Raw genomic sequence first — 17,202 nt, forward strand, 5'->3', positions numbered from 1 at the left:
CTCGGGGCATGAACGAGGCCCCGAGCACGAACGACGAGGACGCCGTCGCCGAACTGCAGAGCATCCGGCAGAGCATCGACAACATCGACGCCGCCGTGATCCACATGCTCGCCGAGCGCTTCAAGTACACGCAGCGGGTCGGGTACCTCAAGGCCGCGGCGGGCATGCCGGCGGCCGACCCCTCGCGTGAGCAGATCCAGGTCGCACGGTTGCGGTCCCTCGCGGCCGAGTCGCACCTCGACCCCGCGTTCGCGGAGAAGTTCCTCAACTTCATCGTCGCCGAGGTCATCCACCACCACGAGCGCATCGCGGTCGGCGAGCTGTGACCCTGCCCGACCTGCACCTGCTCGTCGGGTCCTACACGGCGACCGGCGGGGGCAACGCGACGGGCATCTCGATCGTCGGTCCCGGGCAGTCCGCCGGCGAGGCCACCCTCGTCGCCTCGACCGTCGCGGTGCTGGACGACCCGTCCTTCCTCGCCGTGTCGGGGGACCGCGTCTACGCCGTGTCGGAGACGACCGACGGCGGGGTCCACGCGTTCCGCCGGTCCGGGTCCGCTCTCGAGCACCTGTGGGACGCGCCCGCCGGCGGGGACGCGCCGTGCCACGTCCGGGTCGACCCGTCCGGGGCACTCGTCGTCACGAACTACGTCTCGGGCACGGTCACCGCGGTGTCGCTCGAGGCAGCGGAGTCCTACGCGGCCTCCGTCTCCGCCAGTGACGGCATCGTCGGCGGCACCACGGCCACGGCTCCCGCTGCCGACGGCATGGCTTCGGGGCACGGGATCGCCGGCCGGGGGACCGGGGTGTCCGCGGCGCTGCCGGACGCAGCCGTCGCCACCGTGCTCCTGCCCGACGCGACCGGACCGGTCGAGGACCGCCAGGAGGGCCCGCACGCCCACCAGTCGATCGCCACGCCGGACGGGACCGTCCTGGTCGCCGACCTCGGAGGGGATGCCCTGCACGAGTTCCGTGTCGTGGCCGATGCCGCCTCGGTGTCGATCGAGCCGCTGCGCGTCCACCACCTGACGCCCGGATCCGGACCACGACACATGGCCTGGTTCGACGGGGACCTCGTCGTCGCCGGCGAGCTCGACGGTCGCGTGTACCGGATGCGGCGAGACGAGTCGGGCTCGCTCCGCGAGGTCTGCGCTGCCGCCGCCTTCGACGGGCCGGTCGACACCTCGCTGCTCAGCCACGTCGAGGTCGACGAGCACGGCCTCGTCACGGTGGCCGTCCGGGGGCGCGACCAGATCGTCGTGTTCGACGCGTCCGACGGCGGGCTCCAGTTCGTCGGGTCAGCGTCGGCCGGTGGCGTGTGGCCGCGGCACTTCGCCCATGTGCCCGGCTACCTGCTCGTCGCGAACCAGATGTCCGACGCCGTCGCGGTGCTGCCGGTCGGTGCAGACGGTGTACCGGGCGACGCCGTCGGGCAGATCGCGGTCGGCAGCCCGACCTGCATCATCCCGCTCCAGGAGCGCTGAGGGCCGGGAGGCGCGGGTCGCGTCCGGGGACGTCGGCCGCATCAGGCGGGGGGCGAGTCGCGCCCGTCGGGCGGTCGGCCGCGTCCGCCGGGAGGCGGGGGTCGCGTCTGCGGGGCCCGCCCGAGGCCGCCGGGAGCGGGTCGCGCCCGTCGGGAAGCCGGCGCGGCCGCGTCCGCGGCCGCGCCCGCATGGAGGCTCAGCCCTGGTGGACGGGGACCTCGATGAGGTTCTCGAACGGCCGGCCCTCGGCCAGCGCCGACACCTGCCGGCGCACCAGGTCGAGGGACCGCGGCACGCTGAGGTCCGTGTTGCCGCCGACGTGCGGCGTGAGCACGGTGTTCGGCGTCGTCCACAGCGGGTGGTCGGCGGGGAGCGGCTCCGGGTCGGTGACGTCGAGCGCCGCCGAGAGCCGACCGGACCGCAGCTCGGCGACGAGGGCGTCCGTGTCCACGACCTTGCCGCGCGCCACGTTCACCACGAGGGCGCCGTCGGGCAGCGCCGCGAGGAGTTCCGCGTCGACCAGTCCCTCGGTCTCGTCGGTGAGCGGCGCGATGAGCACGAGGACGTCCGTGGTGCGGGCGAGTTCCGGCAGGTCGCCGAAGGCGTGCACCTGACGACCGTCCTGCACGCGGGCCGTGCGCGCGACGACGGTGACCTCGGTGCGGAACGCCTCGAACCGGGTGGCGATGGCGGAACCGATCGCGCCGTAGCCGACGACGGTCACCCGACGGTCGGCGAGGGACCGGGTTTCCCGCGAGTCCCACCGCTGCTCGACCCGGTCGAACTGGAACACCGCGATCTCGCGGAGGGAGGTCAGCGCCAGGCCGACCGCGAGCTCCGCCGTCTCGTCGTCGTGGATGCCGCGGCCGTTCGCCAGGTGCGCGTGACCGGGGACGTGCGGGATCGCCCACTCGTACCCGGCACTCGGCAGCTGCAGCAGCTCGAGGTTCGGCAGGTCGTGCACGTACTGCCACCGGTGCCGTCCACCGAAGTAGAACGGCAGGAAGGCGATGGCGACCTGCTCGGCCCGGGGGTACGGCGCCTCGACGTCCCAGACGTCCAGCTCGATGCCGTCGGGCACCGGACCGAACCGGTCGACCAGCTCCTGGAAGGGCAGCGTGACGATCGGCACCGGGTTCAGGCGTCCGTGCGGGGCGAGAACGCGCCGTGCGAGTCGAGCGGGCCGCGGCCCACGTAGCCCTCGGTCACGTTCTCCTGGATGACGTCGCCGAAGTGCGACGGCAGCGTGGCGCGGTGTGCGTCGCGGAGCTCGTCGATCGTCGCCTCGAACGCACCCTGGACCTCAAGCGAGCCCGACGCGGCGTCGGTCACGCCGATGCGCAGGACCGGGTAACCCCGGCCGTTGCAGAGGCCCTGGAAGCGGACGTCGTCCTCGCGGCGCACGGTCACGATGACGCGGCCGGTCGACTCGGAGAACAGTGCGGTCGCGGTGTCGACGCCGTCGCGGGACTCGAGCTCGTCGAGCACGACCCGGGCGCCGAGGCCGAAGCGCAGGACCGACTCGGCGAGGGTCTGGCCGAGGCCGCCGTCCGCCAGGTCGTGTGCGCTCGTGAGTAGCTGCTCGTCGGCCGCGGCGGCCAGGAGCTCCGCCAGCGCCTTCTCGCGCCCGAGGTCCACCGCCGGCGGGCGACCGCCGAGGTGCCCGTGCACGGTGCCGGCCCAGGCCGACCCGTCGAGCTCGAGGCTCGTCGTGCCGAGCAGGTAGATGTTGTGGCCGTCGTCCTGCCAGCCGGACGGGATCCGCTTGGCGACGTCGTCGATCACGCCGAGCACGCCGACGACGGGCGTCGGGTGGATCGGGGTGTCACCGGTCTGGTTGTAGAACGACACGTTGCCGCCGGTCACCGGGATGCCGAGCTCCATGCAGCCGTCCGCGAGACCTTCGACGGCCTCGGAGAACTGCCACATCACCTCGGGGTTCTCGGGGGAGCCGAAGTTCAGGCAGTCGGTCACGGCAGCCGGGACGGCGCCGGTGACGGCGACGTTCCGGTACGCCTCGGCGAGGGCCAGACGAGCGCCCTGCTTCGGGTCGAGCTGGCAGTAGCGGCCGTTCGCGTCGGTGGCGATCGCGACGCCGAGCCCGGTCTCCTCGTCGACGCGGACCATGCCGCCGTCGTCGGGGAAGGACAGCGCCGTGTTGCCGAGCACGTAGGTGTCGTACTGGTTCGTGACCCAGTTCTTCGAGGACAGGTTCGGGGACCCGAGCAGCTGCAGGACCTGCGCCTTGAGGGCGGGGCCGGTCTCCGGGCGGTCGAGCGACTCGGCGCCGTCGGCCTGCAGTGCGTCGATCCAGGTCGGGTACGCGACCGGGCGGTCGTACACCGGACCGTCGACGGCGACCGTGCGCGGGTCGACGTTGACGATCTCCTGGCCCTGCCAGTCGATGACGAGGCGGCCGGTGCCGGTGACCTCGCCGAGGACGCTCGTCTCGACCTCCCACTTGCCGACGACCTGCAGGAAGGCGTCGAGCTTGTCGGGGCGGACGACCGCCATCATGCGCTCCTGGCTCTCCGACATGAGGATCTCCTCTGCCGTGAGCGAGGGGTCGCGCAGCAGGACGTCGTCGAGCGAGATGTGCATGCCGCCGTCGCCGTTGCTCGCGAGCTCGGAGGTCGCGCACGAGATGCCCGCGGCTCCGAGGTCCTGGATGCCCTCGACGAGCTCCTTCTGGAACAGCTCGAGGCAGCACTCGATGAGCACCTTCTCGGCGAACGGGTCGCCGACCTGGACGGCGGGACGCTTGGTCGGGCCGCCCTCGGTGAAGGTGTCGGACGCCAGGATCGACGCGCCGCCGATGCCGTCGCCACCCGTGCGGGCACCGAAGAGCACGACCTTGTTGCCGGCGCCGGACGCGTTCGCCAGGTGCAGGTCCTCGTGACGGAGGACACCGACCGCGAGGGCGTTGACGAGCGGGTTGCCCTGGTACACCGGGTCGAAGTAGGTCTCGCCGCCGATGTTCGGCAGGCCGAGGCAGTTGCCGTAGAACGAGATGCCGCCGACGACACCGTGCACGACGCGCGCGGTGTCCTCGTGGTCGACGGCGCCGAAGCGGAGCTGGTCCATGACCGCGACCGGACGTGCACCCATCGAGATGATGTCGCGGACGATCCCGCCGACACCGGTGGCAGCGCCCTGGTACGGCTCGACGTAGGAGGGGTGGTTGTGCGACTCGACCTTGAAGGTCACCGCCCAGCCGTCACCCACGTCGACGACACCGGCGTTCTCGCCCATGCCGACCATCAGGTTCTTCTTCATCTCCGGCGTGACCTTCTGGCCGAACTGGCGGAGGTAGTTCTTGCTCGACTTGTACGAGCAGTGCTCGGACCACATGACCGAGTACATCGCCAGCTCGCCCGAGGTGGGGCGGCGGCCGAGGATCTCGCGGATCTTCGCGTACTCGTCGTCCTTGAGCCCGAGGGCCGCGTACGGCTGCTCCTTGTCGGGCGTCTCGGCGGCGTCCTGGACGGTGTCGGGCTTCGGGCGGACGGGCGTGGTCACGGTGTTGTCGTTCCCTGTCACTGGAGTCGCGGGCGCTGGAGTCGCGGTCACTTGACGAGCGCGCGCTCGATCACGGAGGTGAAGAAGGTCAGGCCGTCCGTGCCGGAGGCCATGGCAGCGCGGGTGTCCGGGCCGAAGCCGGGCTCCGTCGCGTGCTCGGGGTGCGGCATGAGGCCGACGACGTTCCCGCGCTCGTTCGAGACGCCGGCGATGTCGTCGATCGACCCGTTCGGGTTCACGCCGACGTAGCGGAACACGACCTGGCCGTTGTCCTCGATGCGCTTGATCTCGTCGGCGTCGGCGACGAACCGGCCGTCGGCGTTCTTCAGCGGGATGGTGATCTCCTGCTGCGCGTCGAAGCCCGCGGTCCAGGCGGTGTCGGCGTTCTCGACGCGGAGCACCTGGTCGCGCCGGATGAACTGCTGGTGGGCGTTCCGGGTGTGGGCGCCGGGCACCAGGCGGGCCTCGGCGAGCATCTGGAAGCCGTTGCAGATGCCGAGCACGGGCATGCCCTTGCCGGCGACGTCGATGACCTCGGCCATGATCGGGGCCTTCGCGGCGATGGCGCCGGCACGGAGGTAGTCGCCGTACGAGAAGCCACCGGGCAGGACGATCGCGTCGACGCCCTGCAGGTCGTGGTCGCCGTGCCAGAGGGCGACGGGCTCGGCGCCGGCGAGGCGGACCGCGCGCTGGGCGTCGCGGTCGTCGAGCGAGCCGGGGAAGGTGATGACCCCGATGCGCATCGTCACTCGACCACGCTCACGGAGACGACGTCCTCGATGACGGCGTTCGAGAAGACGTCGACCGCGATCTCACGGACCTCGGCGAGCTTGGCGTCGTCGACGGGGCCGTCGACCGACACCTCGAATCGCTTGCCGATGCGGACGTTGGTCAGGTCGTTCTTGCCGAGCCGGGCGAGGGCGTTGCCCACCGCCTTGCCCTGGGGGTCGAGGATCTCGGCCTTCGGCATGACCTCGACGACGATCGTTGGCACGTGTTCACTCCAGCACAGGGGTCGGGTGGGGACAGGAACAGTCTAGGTGCCGCCCACGACCCGCCGGAGCAGTTGTGGATGACTGTTCGAAGGCGTATGTTCCACTTCGAACAATCAGCATCGAACACCCGGAGGCCCCGTGCCCGACCTGACGCCACTGGCGTTCGCGGCGCTCGGCCTGCTGGCCGAGGCGCCGATGCACCCCTACGAGATGTTCCAGACGATGCTGCAGCGTCGTGAGGACCGGAACGTCAAGGTCCGACCGGGCACGCTGTACCACCAGGTCGGCCGCCTGGCGGACCTCGGGTACGCCGAGGTCGTCGGCACCGACCGTGCGGGCAACCGGCCCGAACGGACCACCTACGCGATCACGGACGCCGGACGCACGGCGCTCGAGGCGGGCCTCCGCCGCATGGTCGCCGAGCCGGCGGACGAGTACCCGCAGTTCGGGCTCGCCGTGTCCCACGTGGACAACCTCCCCGTCGAGGACGTGGCCGCCGCGCTCCGGGCGCGCATCGCCGCACTGCGGACCCAGCGCGACGGGTACGACGACGCCGCCACGGGCCTCCAGGCCAAGGGCCTCGCCGAGCGCTACTGGCTCGACGTGTCGTACGCGCGTGCCATGCTCACCGCGCAACTCGAGTGGCTCAGTGCCATCGCCGACCGCGTGGAGCGCGGTGACGTCCCCTGGGACGGCCCGGCCGTCCCGGAACCCGTCCAGAACAGCACGGGCGCCGTGCCGAAGAGCGCAGAACCCCTCCAGAACAGCAAGGACACCACTCGATGACATCCGCCTCCGCCGCCGCCGACCTGGAGCACGGCAAGAAGCCGTGGCCAGCGCTCTGGGCACTCGTCGTCGGCTTCTTCATGATCCTCGTCGACTCGACGATCGTCTCGGTCGCGACGCCGACCATCTCCCAGGCCCTCGACGCCGACATCAACGCCGTCATCTGGGTGACGAGTGCGTACCTGCTCGCGTACGCCGTCCCGCTCCTCATCACCGGTCGCCTCGGCGACCGGTTCGGCCCCAAGGTGCTGTACCAGGTCGGCCTCGTCGTGTTCACGCTCGCCAGCCTCTGGTGCGGGCTCGCCGGTTCGATCGAGGTGCTCATCCTCGCCCGCGTCGTGCAGGGCCTCGGTGCCGCGATGATGACCCCGCAGACGATGGCCGTCATCACCCGTATCTTCCCGCCGCAGAACCGCGGTGCCGCCATGGGCCTGTGGGGTGCCGTCGCCGGTGTCGCCTCGCTCGTCGGCCCGATCCTCGGCGGCCTGCTCGTCGACGGCTTCGGCTGGGAGTGGATCTTCTTCGTGAACGTCCCCGTCGGCGTCGTCGCGTTCGTCCTCGCGCAGAAGTTCGTGCCGTCCTTCGCCACGAACCGTCACCGCTTCGACCTGCTCGGCGTCGTGCTGTCCGCGGTCGGGCTCTTCCTGCTGGTCTTCGGCATCCAGGAGGGCGAGACCTACGACTGGGGCACCATCACCGGTCCGATCTCCGTCTGGTCGCTCATCATCGCCGGCATCGTGGTGCTCGCCGCGTTCGTCGTCTGGCAGGGCGTGCAGAAGGGGGAGCCGCTCCTCCCGCTCGGCCTGTTCACGGACCGCAACTTCACCCTCGCGAACATCGCGATCACCGCGGTCGGTGTCGCCATCGCGTCCTTCGCGTTGCCGATCATGCTGTGGGCGCAGGACGTGCTCCGGTTCTCGCCGACGCAGGCCGCGCTCCTCCTGGTCCCGCAGGCCGTCCTCTCGGCCGCGCTCGCGCCCTACGTCGGGAAGCGGCTGAACATCTGGAGCCCGCGCTGGGTCGCCTCGTTCGGCCTCGCCTGCTTCTCCGGCGGGCTGTTCTGGTTCGGCGCCCTCATCGCCGCGAACGCCGACTGGGGCTGGGTGCTCCTGCCGAGCGCGCTCCTCGGGCTCGCGAACGCCTGCATGTGGGGACCGCTCTCCGTGTCCGCGACGCGCAACCTGCCGCCGCGGCTCGCCGGCGCCGGCTCGGGCGTCTACAACACCACCCGTCAGATCGGTGCGGTGCTCGGTTCCGCCGGCATCGCCGCCCTCATGGAGGCCCGCATCCGCGCGGAGTTCCCCAGCCGGTCCGGTGGGTCCGGCATCAGCGCCGAGCAGACGGGGTCCCTGCCGGGCTTCCTGCTCGACCCGTTCTCGCGGGCGATGGGCCAGTCGTTGGTCCTGCCGGCCGTCGTGCTCATCGCGGCGATCGTCGCGGCACTGTTCCTGTCGAAGCCGAAGCAGACGGCCGCGTGGAAGCAGACCGGCGCGGTCGCCACGCAGCCCGACGGTGGACAGGTCGAGGCCGGACAGGCCGACAGCGGTCAGGTCGGCGGCGGCCAGGTCGCGGGCGGCCGTCCCACGACGGGGCAGCGGGACCACGTCGCCGCGCACGCCTCGTCGCCGGCACCCACCACCGCCGAGGAGGAGCTCGCCACCACCGAGCACCACGGCAAGCACGCGGGCGCCTAGCCGCACGACGCCCGCGCTCGTCGCGCCACCGGAGCCCCGGTCCCTCGCACGAGGGGCCGGGGCTCCGTCGTGCCGGCGGCGCGGACACGGCGCCGCGGGACCACGGCGGCGGGGAACAGCCGGACGCGCAGCGGCCGAGCCGAGGGGCGCGGCCCTGGAGCGCGCGGCCGTGGGCGCGCAGCCGCGGGAGCCGCGGGGCGTGGCGCCGCGGGAGCCCGGCAGCGCGGGACCCACTGCCCCCGTCAGGATCGACGCCGCAGGTGCTCCCGCGTCAGCGCCGCCATCTGCTCGTCCGTCAGGTCGTCCACGGCCCTGGCCTCGCGGCGGTCCGAGCGTTGCCACCGGACGAACAGGGCGATGAGCACGGGGACGTCCGCGACCTCGGCGATGAACCACAGCAGGTCGCCCGCCAGGTGCTGGTCCTGCAGGGGCGACGGTGTCCACGGCACGTGCAGGGTGGTCCGGCCGGCACCGTCCAGCACGTGGCCGCTCACCCGCATCACGACCGCGGGCACGGCATCGAGCACGAGTTCGACGAACGCGAGCAGGAACTCGGCGGTCGCGAAGGCGGAGGAGTGGAGCACCCCGACCTCGGACAGCGGTGCCAACAGGAGGAAGCCCAGCACCGGGACGAGGACGGTCACCGCTTCGGTGCTGAGGAACGACTGCCGCAGCACGCCCGCCAGCGGGGTGAGCAGGACGCCGAACACGGCCAGGGCCACCAGGGGCGCGACGATCGCGTTGCCGAGCAGCCGTGCCGGACGGGACCGCAGGACGGCGGCGGCGGCCCCGGACAGGCGGGTCGGGCCTCCCGTCCGGAGCAGCGCGAGCGGGCCGGCCGCCGCGGCGAACGCGGGCACCGCGAAGAACAGCGTCGCGAGCCGCAGGACGAACGCCCACCGGAGCTGGCGGTCGTCCTGTCCCACGATGCCGGACTGCAGCGTCGCGAACAGGCCGAGCGCGGCGACGAACGCCACGGTCCGCCACCACGGCCAGCGCGCGCCGCGGCGGCGGGCGGCGAGGACCCAGCGGCCGTAGACGGCTGCCGCGACGACGACCAGCGTCGTCGCCAGGGGGTCGACGTGCCAGGTGCTCCAGAACTCGGAGGGTGACGGCGTGGGGTGCCTCCCGGGGTCGCGCTGCGGGAGTCATCCTCCTCCGGCCGGGAGGCCCGACACGGCCCCGGCGTATGAGGATCCCTACATGCGCCCCGCGCTCGGCACCGGCGTCGCCGCCTCCTCCGCCGGCACCGTGCGCGCGAGGAGCCACACGCCCAGCGGGATCGCGACGGCCCCGACGAGCGCCAGCGGGAAGGAGAGGTGGAGCTGCATGACCGCGAACGCGGGACCGATCGTGCACACGGCGCCGGCCGCCAACATGGACCACGCCGGGCGGTCCGACCCGGGCGTCAGGCGGGGGAGGGGCCGGTCGGCGCGACGGACCAGGCGGGCGACACCGAGGGTGGCGGCGAGGAGCACGACGACCGCGACCGGGCGGGTGGCCCACCAGACGCCCGAACCCGGCGAGGGGAACGGCAGCCCCACGAGCAGGCCGACCCCGTTGAGCAGGATGAACAGCGGCAGGTGCCAGAGGTAGATCGTCATGCCGTCGCGGCCGAGCAGGAACACGACGGCCTGCGCGGGGCGGGTTGCCATCAGTCGCGTCAGGGGTGCGTGCACGAGCTGGACGAGGCACGCTTGCCCGACGGCGAGGAACGCCAGCGGGAGCATCGGCGGGTTGAGGTCCTGCAGCATGTCCGGTGCCCAGAGGCCGACGGACGTCAGGGGCACGAGCAGGGCGTACGCCAGGCCGGCGATGCCGAGCAGCAGGAGCCGGGACCGTCGGGCGAACCAGCCGTCGACCCACAGGAACCCGAGCTGCTGGGCGAACAGCCACACCGGGCCGAGGTTGAGCAAGCCGACCTCGACGATGCCGGACGCCAGGCGGACCGAGTCGATCGCGGCCGCGAGCAGGAGCAGCGCGAGCAGGGTCCGCCACGGCGCACGCGCGTGCAGCCGGGCCATGACCGGGACGCAGCACTGTGTGATGCCGTAGGCCGCCAGGAACCACAGCGGGGACCCGATGCCGAAGGCGAGCTCGCCGAGCAGGTCGGCGGGCGTCCCGACCGCGGTGGCGATGCCGAGGCCGACGGCGAGCACCACGAAGAGCGGGACCGCGGGGCGGAACAGTCGGACGAGCCGGGTCGCGACGAAGTCCCGGGCTGGGTCGCCGCCGAGCCCGGCCCGGGCGACGGTGCTGCGCCATCCGACGGCGCTCGCGAACCCGCCGACCACGAAGAACAGCGGCATCACCTGGCCGACCCAGGTCGCCCCGACGTACCAGGGCAGTTCCTGCAGTGGGCTCGTGACCCGGATGCCGGACGCGCCCGACCCGACCCCGACCATCGTCACGTGCACGACGACGACGAGGACGACGCAGGCCGTCCGGATGAGGTCGACGACCAGGTCCCGCTGCGCGATGGTCCCCCGGGCGTCCTGAGCGGTGTTCGCCGGCGTCGCGCCGGCCTGCTGCATGGACATGGCTGGACGCTACCGGCCGGTCCACCCCCGTCGAGCGATGCTCAGCTGATCGCGACCGGATCGTGACACATCGTATTCCGCAACGCGCATGTGGCGTTGGCGTCGGAAGCGCGTCCGCCGTGTACTGTGAGCGTTGTCTTGAACGCTGCAAGAGAAAGGCTCCGCATGGTCGACGACACCGAACTCCTCCGCGGAGCCGGACTCCGGGTCACCGCTCCTCGGCTCGCGGCACTCCGGGCGATCGAGGCGTCCCCGCACACCACGGCGGACGACCTGGTCAGCGCGCTCGCCGCTGAACTACCGACGACGAGCCACCAGGCGGTCTACGGCGTCCTCAACGCGCTGACCGGCGCCGGGCTCGTCCGTCGGATCGAGCCAGCCGGTAGCCCCGCCCGGTACGAACGCCGGACCGGCGACAACCACCACCACATCGTCTGCACCATGTGCGGCGCGATCGGCGACGTCGACTGCGCCGTCGGTCACGCACCTTGTTTGACCCCGTCGGAGACCCACGGCTTCGCGGTCACCACCGCCGAGGTCACCTACTGGGGCATCTGCGAGCAGTGCGCTGCGGCGGAGCAGGCGGACGAGGCCGATGAGCCGGCGGGTGCCGTGGTCCCCGCAGCCGCGCCTCCCGCGACCACACCTTCCGCGGCTGCGCCTCCCGTCGCCGCACCCGGCGTGGGCTGACCGCCCACGTCGCACGGGCCTCCCGGCAGGCCCCCGTCAGGCGCGCCCGCTGTCCGGCGCCGCCCACCGAGACCAACCCGAGCCACCCCGACCGATCCAACCGTTCCAACCGTTCCAACCGTTCCACCTAGGAGGAACCGTGTCCGACCAGAACACGCCCACCACCACGACCAACAGCGGGGCCCCGGTCTCCAGCGACCAGCACTCGATGGGTGTCGGGGCCGACGGCCCTCTCGCCCTGCACGACCACTACCTGGTCGAGAAGCTCGCGCAGTTCAACCGCGAGCGTGTCCCGGAGCGCGTCGTCCACGCCAAGGGCGGCGGTGCGTTCGGTACCTTCACCGTCACGCACGACGTGTCGCAGTACACCCGCGCCGCGTTCCTGCAGCCGGGCAAGACCACCGAGATGCTCGCCCGCTTCTCGAGCGTCGCCGGTGAGCAGGGCTCGCCCGACACCTGGCGCGACCCCCGTGGCTTCGCGCTGAAGTTCTACACCGAAGAGGGCAACTACGACCTCGTCGGCAACAACACTCCCGTCTTCTTCATCCGCGACGGCATCAAGTTCCCCGACTTCATCCGTTCGCAGAAGCGCCTGCCGGGCTCCCACCTGCGCAACCACGACATGCAGTGGGACTTCTGGACCCTGTCGCCCGAGTCGGCGCACCAGGTCACGTGGCTCATGGGCGACCGCGGTCTGCCGTCGTCGTGGCGCCACATGGACGGCTTCGGGTCGCACACCTACCAGTGGATCAACGCCGCGGGCGAGCGCTTCTGGGTGAAGTACCACTTCCTCACCGAGCAGGGCCACGCGACCCTGACGCAGGAGGACGCCGACCGCATCGCCGGTGAGGACGCGGACTTCCACATCCGCGACCTGTACGAGGCCATCGAGCGTGGTGACACCCCGCGCTGGACCCTCAAGGTGCAGGTCATGCCGTACGAGGACGCCGCGAGCTACCGCTTCAACCCGTTCGACCTGACGAAGGTGTGGCCGCACGCGGACTACCCGCTCATCGAGGTCGGCACGATGGAGCTCAACCGCAACCCGGAGAACTACTTCGCGCAGATCGAGCAGGCGACCTTCGCCCCGTCGAACTTCGTGCCCGGCATCGCGGCGAGCCCGGACAAGATGCTCCTCGCGCGCATCTTCAGCTACGCAGACGCCCACCGCTACCGCGTCGGCACGAACCACGCGCAGCTGCCGGTGAACGCCCCGAAGAACGAGGTGCACTCGTACTCGAAGGACGGCGCCATGCGCTTCGACTTCCAGAAGGCCGAGGTGCCGGTGTACGCCCCGAACACGCTCGGTGGGGCGCACGCCGACCCGAACGCGACGGACGACGTCCCCGGGTGGGAGTCCGACGGCGCCCTCCAGCGCTCCGCAGCGACGCTGCACCCCGAGGACGACGACTGGGGTCAGGCCGGCACGCTCTACCGCGAGGTGCTCGACGACGCCGCCCGCGAGCGTCTGGTCGGCAACATCGCCGGACACGTCTCAAAGGTGACGCGTGACGACCTGCGCGAGCGCGTCTTCGCCTACTGGACGAACGTCGACCCCGACCTCGGTGCCCGTGTGCGCGCCGCCGTCGTGCCGACCGCTCCAGGCTCGAACGAGGACGCGGAGGCGGTCGCCGTCGAGGCGTAGTCGACGCGGGAACCGCCGGGAGGCTCCCCGCCGGTCACGGCCGGACCGCCGCTGGCGCGACGCTCCGGTACCGGCCGGCGGGGGCCCAGGTGCGAGTCCGACTCGCACCGCGCCTCCCGTGCGTCCGGCTGCGTCCGGTGCCCCGGCGTCAGACCTGCTGGCCGTTGAGGAGGATCGGTCCCTCCGGCCAGTCCTCGAGCCGGGCCGTGACCGGACGGACCATCCACCCGCCCTGCTCGGTCTCCGAGACGCCGGCGCCGTCCGCCGTGAAGGCGCTGAAGGTGCCGACCGCCTCGGGGAACTCGTGCCAGCCCATGTGTGCGTAGAACGGGATCCGGTCCTCACCCGCGCCGAGGAACCCGTACGGCACGCGGAGGCCGTCGAGGACGTCGTGCACGCGGTCCATCAGCTCGCGACCGACGCCCGTGCCCTGCAGTCGCGGTGCGACCCCGACCAGGCCGGTGTCGCCGACCAGGACGTCCTCACCGCCGACCGTGACGAACATCCGCCGGATGCCGACGTGGGCGAGGACGACGCCGTCCTCGGTGCGACCGACCACACGGCGTTCGGGCTGCATCCCCGCCCAGCTCCGGCCGCCGACGTACCAGTGCGACCAGCTCGGGAAGGCCTGCGCCAGCATCGCCGCGATCGCTTCGTGGTCGGTGAGCGTCAGCGCGCTCTCCTCGACCACCTCCCACCGGATGTCGTCAGTCATCGCACCATCCTGCCGGGTGCGCCTGGCCGCCCGCGCGGGTCGGGCTCGCCGCCGGTGGGTCGGGGCTCATGCGCGACCGGTGGTCGTCACCTCGATGCGGTTCGCCCAGGGGTCCTCGAACGCGACCGTCCGACCGTCGTCCGCGGTCTGCACGCCGGCGTCGCGCATCCGGGCGGTGAGCGCGCCGAGGTCGTCGTCGGCCGGCACCTCGATGCGCACGAGGCCCAGCCCGAGGGCGAGCTGTCGGCGTCCGGCCCCGCGCGAGTTCCACGTGTTCATCGCCATGTGGTGGTGGTACCCGCCGGCGCTGACGAACAGTGCTTGGCCGCCCACCGCCGCGGTGGTCTCGAAGCCGAGCGTGTCGACGTAGAACGCCTCGGCGGTGGCGACGTCCCCGACCGACAGGTGCACGTGGCCGACGCGTCCTGGCCGGGCGTCGGCGTGCTCGAGTGCCTCGGCCGTCAGGTGCTCCTGCAGGAAGGCGTTCGGGTCGAGGTACACGGTGTCCATGTCGACCGAGCCGTGCGTCCACGACCACTGCGTCCGGTCGCGGTCCCAGTAGAGCTCGACGCCGTTGCCCTCGGGATCCGTGCAGTAGAAGGCGTTGCTGACGAGGTGGTCGGCGCTGCCGGTGAAGGACTGCGGGTAGCCGGTGGCGACGGAGTACAGGGCGGCGGCCAGGTCGGCCCGGGTGTCGAAGAGCACGGCGGTGTGGAACAGACCGGCCTGCCCCGGGCCGGCGTTCCGGAGCGCCGGCTCGTGCTCGAGGACCAGGACCGGCACGGTGAGTCCGCCCGGCGCGTCCCCGGCAGCCGGACGGCCGAGCACCACGCGGCCGCCCTGTTGCGCGAGCACCGTCAGGCGGACGCCGTCCCGGTAGTACGCCGTCATCGCGTCGAGGTCGGCGACCCGGAGCGTGACGGCGCCCATCCCGGTGTCTGCGGCGAGGAGGTCCTGCGAGTGCATGCCCTCAGTGTGCGCCGATCATGGTGACACGTCAACGAAAGGCGTCACTTCGCGCTGAAGCCTCCGTCGGTCTTGAGCAGCTGCCCGTTCACCCACCCGCCGTCCGGCCCGCACAGGAAGCCGACGAGCGCGGCCGTGTCCCGAGGCGTCGACGCGCGTCCGAGCGGGGTCTGGTCCACGGCGGCCTGCCGGATCTCGTCGGTCATCCACCCGGTGTCGTTCGGCCCCGGGTTGATCGTGTTCGCGCTGACCCGCACGTCCCCGAGTTCGATCGCGGCACCGACGACGAGTCGGTCGAGCGCGCCCTTGCTCGTCCCGTACGGCAGGTTGAAGCCGACGTGGTCGCTCGTCAGGGCGATCACGCGTCGCCGGTCGAGGGGCGCGTCGGCCCCCTCGCGGAGCCGGCGCGCGTACGCCTGCACGATGAGGAACGGAGCCCGCGCGTTCACGGCCAGGTGCTTGTCGAACGACTCCACGGTGGTCGTCGCGAAGTCCGAGTCCACCGACTCGCAGTGCGACATGACGACCGCGGTCACCGGAGCGCCCGCCTCCGCCTCGGCCCGGCCGACGAGCGCGGCCGCCTGCTCGGCGTCGGCCAGGTCGACCGGGAGGCGCGTCACGGCAGCCCCCGCGGCCTCGCACTCCGACACGACCGCGTCCACCCCCTCCGGGTCCGCGGCTCCGTGCACCCGCTCGTCGTACGGACCCCACCAGCTCAGGGCGAGGTCCCAGCCGTCCGCTGCCAGCCGGGTCGCGATGCCGGCACCGATGCCGGCGCGGCGGCCCACCCCGGTCACCAGGGCGAGTGGTCTGCGGTTCGTCATCCGGGCCTCCGTCCCGACCGCGCGTCGGTGCGCGGTCCGGTCCACCCTGGCATCGAACCCGGTCGCTCGTCGGTCCGACCCGACGGGGACGGGCCAAGATGGACCGATGCCCTCCGAACGCCGCGGTCGCCCACGCCCCCAGGACCTGCCGGTCGAGCACGTCCGCGACCGGATGTCGTCGTACATCTACGGCAACATCACCGTGCTCGCCGTCGCGATCGCGGTCTCGCCCGAGCAGATCCACCACGGAGCCGCCGTGCTCACCGTGCTCGCGACGGCGGTGCTGACGTACCTCGCGCACGTGCTCGCGCACCTCGTGGCACACGCGATCGGGGACTCCGCCGACGACACGGCGCGGCGGGAGTCCGTCGCGGTGATCACCCGCAACGCCAACCCGATCGCGACCTCGGGACTCATCCCCGCCGTCCTCTACGCGGCCGCGTGGATCGGGTGGGTACCGGCCGAGTGGGCGCAGACCGCCGCGGTCGTCATCCTGGTCGTCCGCATCGGCCTGGTCGGGGTGTTCCTCCAGCGGTTCCGCGGCAAGCAGCCGTCGTTCCTCGGGCTCTGGGGCGGCCTCGTGCTCGCCGCCGTCGCGCTCGTCATCTCCGTCGTGAAGGTCGTGGTCACCCATTGAGCGAGACAGATCCGTCGGCCGCGACCGAGCAGACCCGTGGCCGGTCCACGGCCCGGTTCCTCCGCGACCTCGTGGTGATCGTGGTGGCGGCGCTGGTCGTGTCCTTCCTGGTGAAGGCGTTCCTGGTGCGGTCGTTCTACATCCCCTCGGAGTCGATGGAGGACACCCTGCTCGTCGGGGACCGGGTCCTCGTGAACGAGCTCGTGCCCGACGTCATGTCGCTCGAGCGCGGTGACGTCGTCGTGTTCCGCGACCCGAACGCGTGGCTCGCCCCGGGGCAGGGCGAGGACCTCATCAAGCGCGTGATCGGGCTGCCGGGCGACCGGGTCGAGTGCTGCGACGCCCAGGGCCGACTGTCGGTCAACGGGCACGCGGTGGACGAGCCGTACGTGCGCCTGCCGGCGGACGTGAACCGGGTCTCCGGCGAGGACTTCTCGATCACGGTGCCGGACGGCCGTGTCTGGGTCATGGGTGACAACCGGTACAACTCCGCCGACTCGCGCGTGCACGGCAACGTGCCGGTCGAGGACGTCGTCGGTCGGGCGTTCGTGATCACCTGGCCGGTCGACCGCTGGTCGGTGCTGTCGCGGTACGGCGACGAGTGGGACGCAGTCCCCGACGCCGACTGAGCGCGAGCGGTGCGCGAGCGGTGCGCGGTGCGCGGTGCGCGGTGCCGGGGGAGTCGTGCGCGTGGCCCGTCGACTGGGG

Annotated in this window: 17 protein-coding genes; 8 read left to right on the forward strand and 9 right to left on the reverse strand. The window is 72.2% G+C overall.

All coding sequences use genetic code 11. From position 1 onward, the window contains the following. The first annotated feature begins 8 nt into the window (after positions 1–8). Both DEJ34_RS02830 and DEJ34_RS02835 read left to right on the forward strand, forming a co-directional pair. Positions 9–326, forward strand: coding sequence for a chorismate mutase (locus DEJ34_RS02830; RefSeq protein WP_110823490.1), 318 nt, complete (start codon positions 9–11; stop codon positions 324–326). After that, positions 323–1,483, forward strand: a complete 1,161-nt coding sequence (locus tag DEJ34_RS02835) for a lactonase family protein (protein ID WP_110911375.1) — start codon at positions 323–325, stop codon at positions 1,481–1,483. Before DEJ34_RS02830 ends, DEJ34_RS02835 begins: the two co-directional genes overlap by 4 nt. Positions 1,484–1,679: 196 nt before the next feature. On the opposite strand, the gene DEJ34_RS02840 is transcribed toward DEJ34_RS02835, so the two are convergent. The 4 genes from DEJ34_RS02840 to purS are packed head-to-tail and all read right to left on the reverse strand — an operon-like array spanning position 1,680 to position 5,996. Further along, entirely contained in the window at positions 1,680–2,615 is a 936-nt protein-coding gene (locus DEJ34_RS02840) for a 2-hydroxyacid dehydrogenase (protein ID WP_258365776.1), read from the reverse strand. 5 nt (positions 2,616–2,620) lie between these two features. Then, a complete protein-coding gene (gene purL / locus DEJ34_RS02845) occupies positions 2,621–5,002 on the reverse strand; it encodes a phosphoribosylformylglycinamidine synthase subunit PurL (protein WP_258365775.1) in 2,382 nt (793 codons plus the stop codon). A gap of 47 nt (positions 5,003–5,049) precedes the next feature. Continuing rightward, positions 5,050–5,745: a phosphoribosylformylglycinamidine synthase subunit PurQ gene (gene purQ / locus DEJ34_RS02850; protein ID WP_110823494.1), complete on the reverse strand. Its 696-nt coding sequence runs from the start codon at positions 5,743–5,745 to the stop codon at positions 5,050–5,052. A 2-nt stretch (positions 5,746–5,747) separates the two neighbouring features. Further along, a complete protein-coding gene (purS, locus tag DEJ34_RS02855; RefSeq protein WP_110823495.1) occupies positions 5,748–5,996 on the reverse strand; it encodes a phosphoribosylformylglycinamidine synthase subunit PurS in 249 nt (82 codons plus the stop codon). A 139-nt stretch (positions 5,997–6,135) separates the two neighbouring features. Here purS and DEJ34_RS02860 point away from each other — a divergent pair, with 139 nt between their 5' ends. Both DEJ34_RS02860 and DEJ34_RS02865 read left to right on the forward strand, forming a co-directional pair. Continuing rightward, positions 6,136–6,783: a PadR family transcriptional regulator gene (locus DEJ34_RS02860; protein ID WP_258368318.1), complete on the forward strand. Its 648-nt coding sequence runs from the start codon at positions 6,136–6,138 to the stop codon at positions 6,781–6,783. Continuing rightward, positions 6,780–8,477 carry a DHA2 family efflux MFS transporter permease subunit gene (locus DEJ34_RS02865; RefSeq protein ID WP_258368319.1) on the forward strand — a complete coding sequence of 566 codons (1,698 nt, stop codon included), beginning with the start codon at positions 6,780–6,782 and terminating at the stop codon, positions 8,475–8,477. Before DEJ34_RS02860 ends, DEJ34_RS02865 begins: the two co-directional genes overlap by 4 nt. Positions 8,478–8,719: 242 nt before the next feature. Here the strand turns inward: DEJ34_RS02865 and DEJ34_RS02870 are convergent, their stop codons facing one another. Then, positions 8,720–9,550, reverse strand: a complete 831-nt coding sequence (locus tag DEJ34_RS02870) for a cytochrome c oxidase assembly protein (protein WP_349775015.1) — start codon at positions 9,548–9,550, stop codon at positions 8,720–8,722. Positions 9,551–9,676: 126 nt separating this feature from the next. Next, positions 9,677–11,017 (reverse strand): acyltransferase family protein, encoded by a 1,341-nt coding sequence (locus DEJ34_RS02875; RefSeq protein WP_110911377.1) that lies wholly within the window; start codon positions 11,015–11,017, stop codon positions 9,677–9,679. A 165-nt stretch (positions 11,018–11,182) separates the two neighbouring features. Here DEJ34_RS02875 and DEJ34_RS02880 point away from each other — a divergent pair, with 165 nt between their 5' ends. Together DEJ34_RS02880 and DEJ34_RS02885 are read left to right on the forward strand one after the other, a co-directional pair. Further along, the gene (locus DEJ34_RS02880) at positions 11,183–11,707 is read left to right on the forward strand and encodes a Fur family transcriptional regulator (protein ID WP_110911378.1); all 525 of its coding nucleotides are present in this window, start codon (positions 11,183–11,185) and stop codon (positions 11,705–11,707) included. A gap of 208 nt (positions 11,708–11,915) precedes the next feature. Beyond that, complete coding sequence (locus DEJ34_RS02885) at positions 11,916–13,352, forward strand: catalase (protein WP_502864385.1); 1,437 nt, start codon at positions 11,916–11,918, stop codon at positions 13,350–13,352. Positions 13,353–13,500: 148 nt separating this feature from the next. Here DEJ34_RS02885 and DEJ34_RS02890 read toward each other — a convergent pair whose 3' ends face one another. From DEJ34_RS02890 to DEJ34_RS02900, 3 genes are all read right to left on the reverse strand, one after another. Beyond that, positions 13,501–14,067 (reverse strand): GNAT family N-acetyltransferase, encoded by a 567-nt coding sequence (locus DEJ34_RS02890; RefSeq protein WP_110901114.1) that lies wholly within the window; start codon positions 14,065–14,067, stop codon positions 13,501–13,503. Positions 14,068–14,133: 66 nt separating this feature from the next. After that, a complete protein-coding gene (locus DEJ34_RS02895; protein WP_110911380.1) occupies positions 14,134–15,033 on the reverse strand; it encodes a VOC family protein in 900 nt (299 codons plus the stop codon). A gap of 44 nt (positions 15,034–15,077) precedes the next feature. Further along, complete coding sequence (locus DEJ34_RS02900; RefSeq protein WP_110911404.1) at positions 15,078–15,857, reverse strand: SDR family oxidoreductase; 780 nt, start codon at positions 15,855–15,857, stop codon at positions 15,078–15,080. Positions 15,858–15,963: 106 nt separating this feature from the next. Here DEJ34_RS02900 and DEJ34_RS02905 point away from each other — a divergent pair, with 106 nt between their 5' ends. Both DEJ34_RS02905 and lepB read left to right on the forward strand, forming a co-directional pair. Continuing rightward, on the forward strand, positions 15,964–16,494 hold the full coding sequence (locus DEJ34_RS02905) for a hypothetical protein (RefSeq protein WP_110911381.1): 531 nt from the start codon (positions 15,964–15,966) through the stop codon (positions 16,492–16,494). Continuing rightward, positions 16,491–17,123, forward strand: a complete 633-nt coding sequence (gene lepB, locus DEJ34_RS02910; RefSeq protein ID WP_110901112.1) for a signal peptidase I — start codon at positions 16,491–16,493, stop codon at positions 17,121–17,123. Before DEJ34_RS02905 ends, lepB begins: the two co-directional genes overlap by 4 nt. Positions 17,124–17,202: the final 79 nt, after the last annotated feature.

Origin of the sequence: Curtobacterium sp. MCPF17_050, from assembly GCF_003224435.2 — a bacterium.
Taxonomy (GTDB): domain Bacteria; phylum Actinomycetota; class Actinomycetes; order Actinomycetales; family Microbacteriaceae; genus Curtobacterium.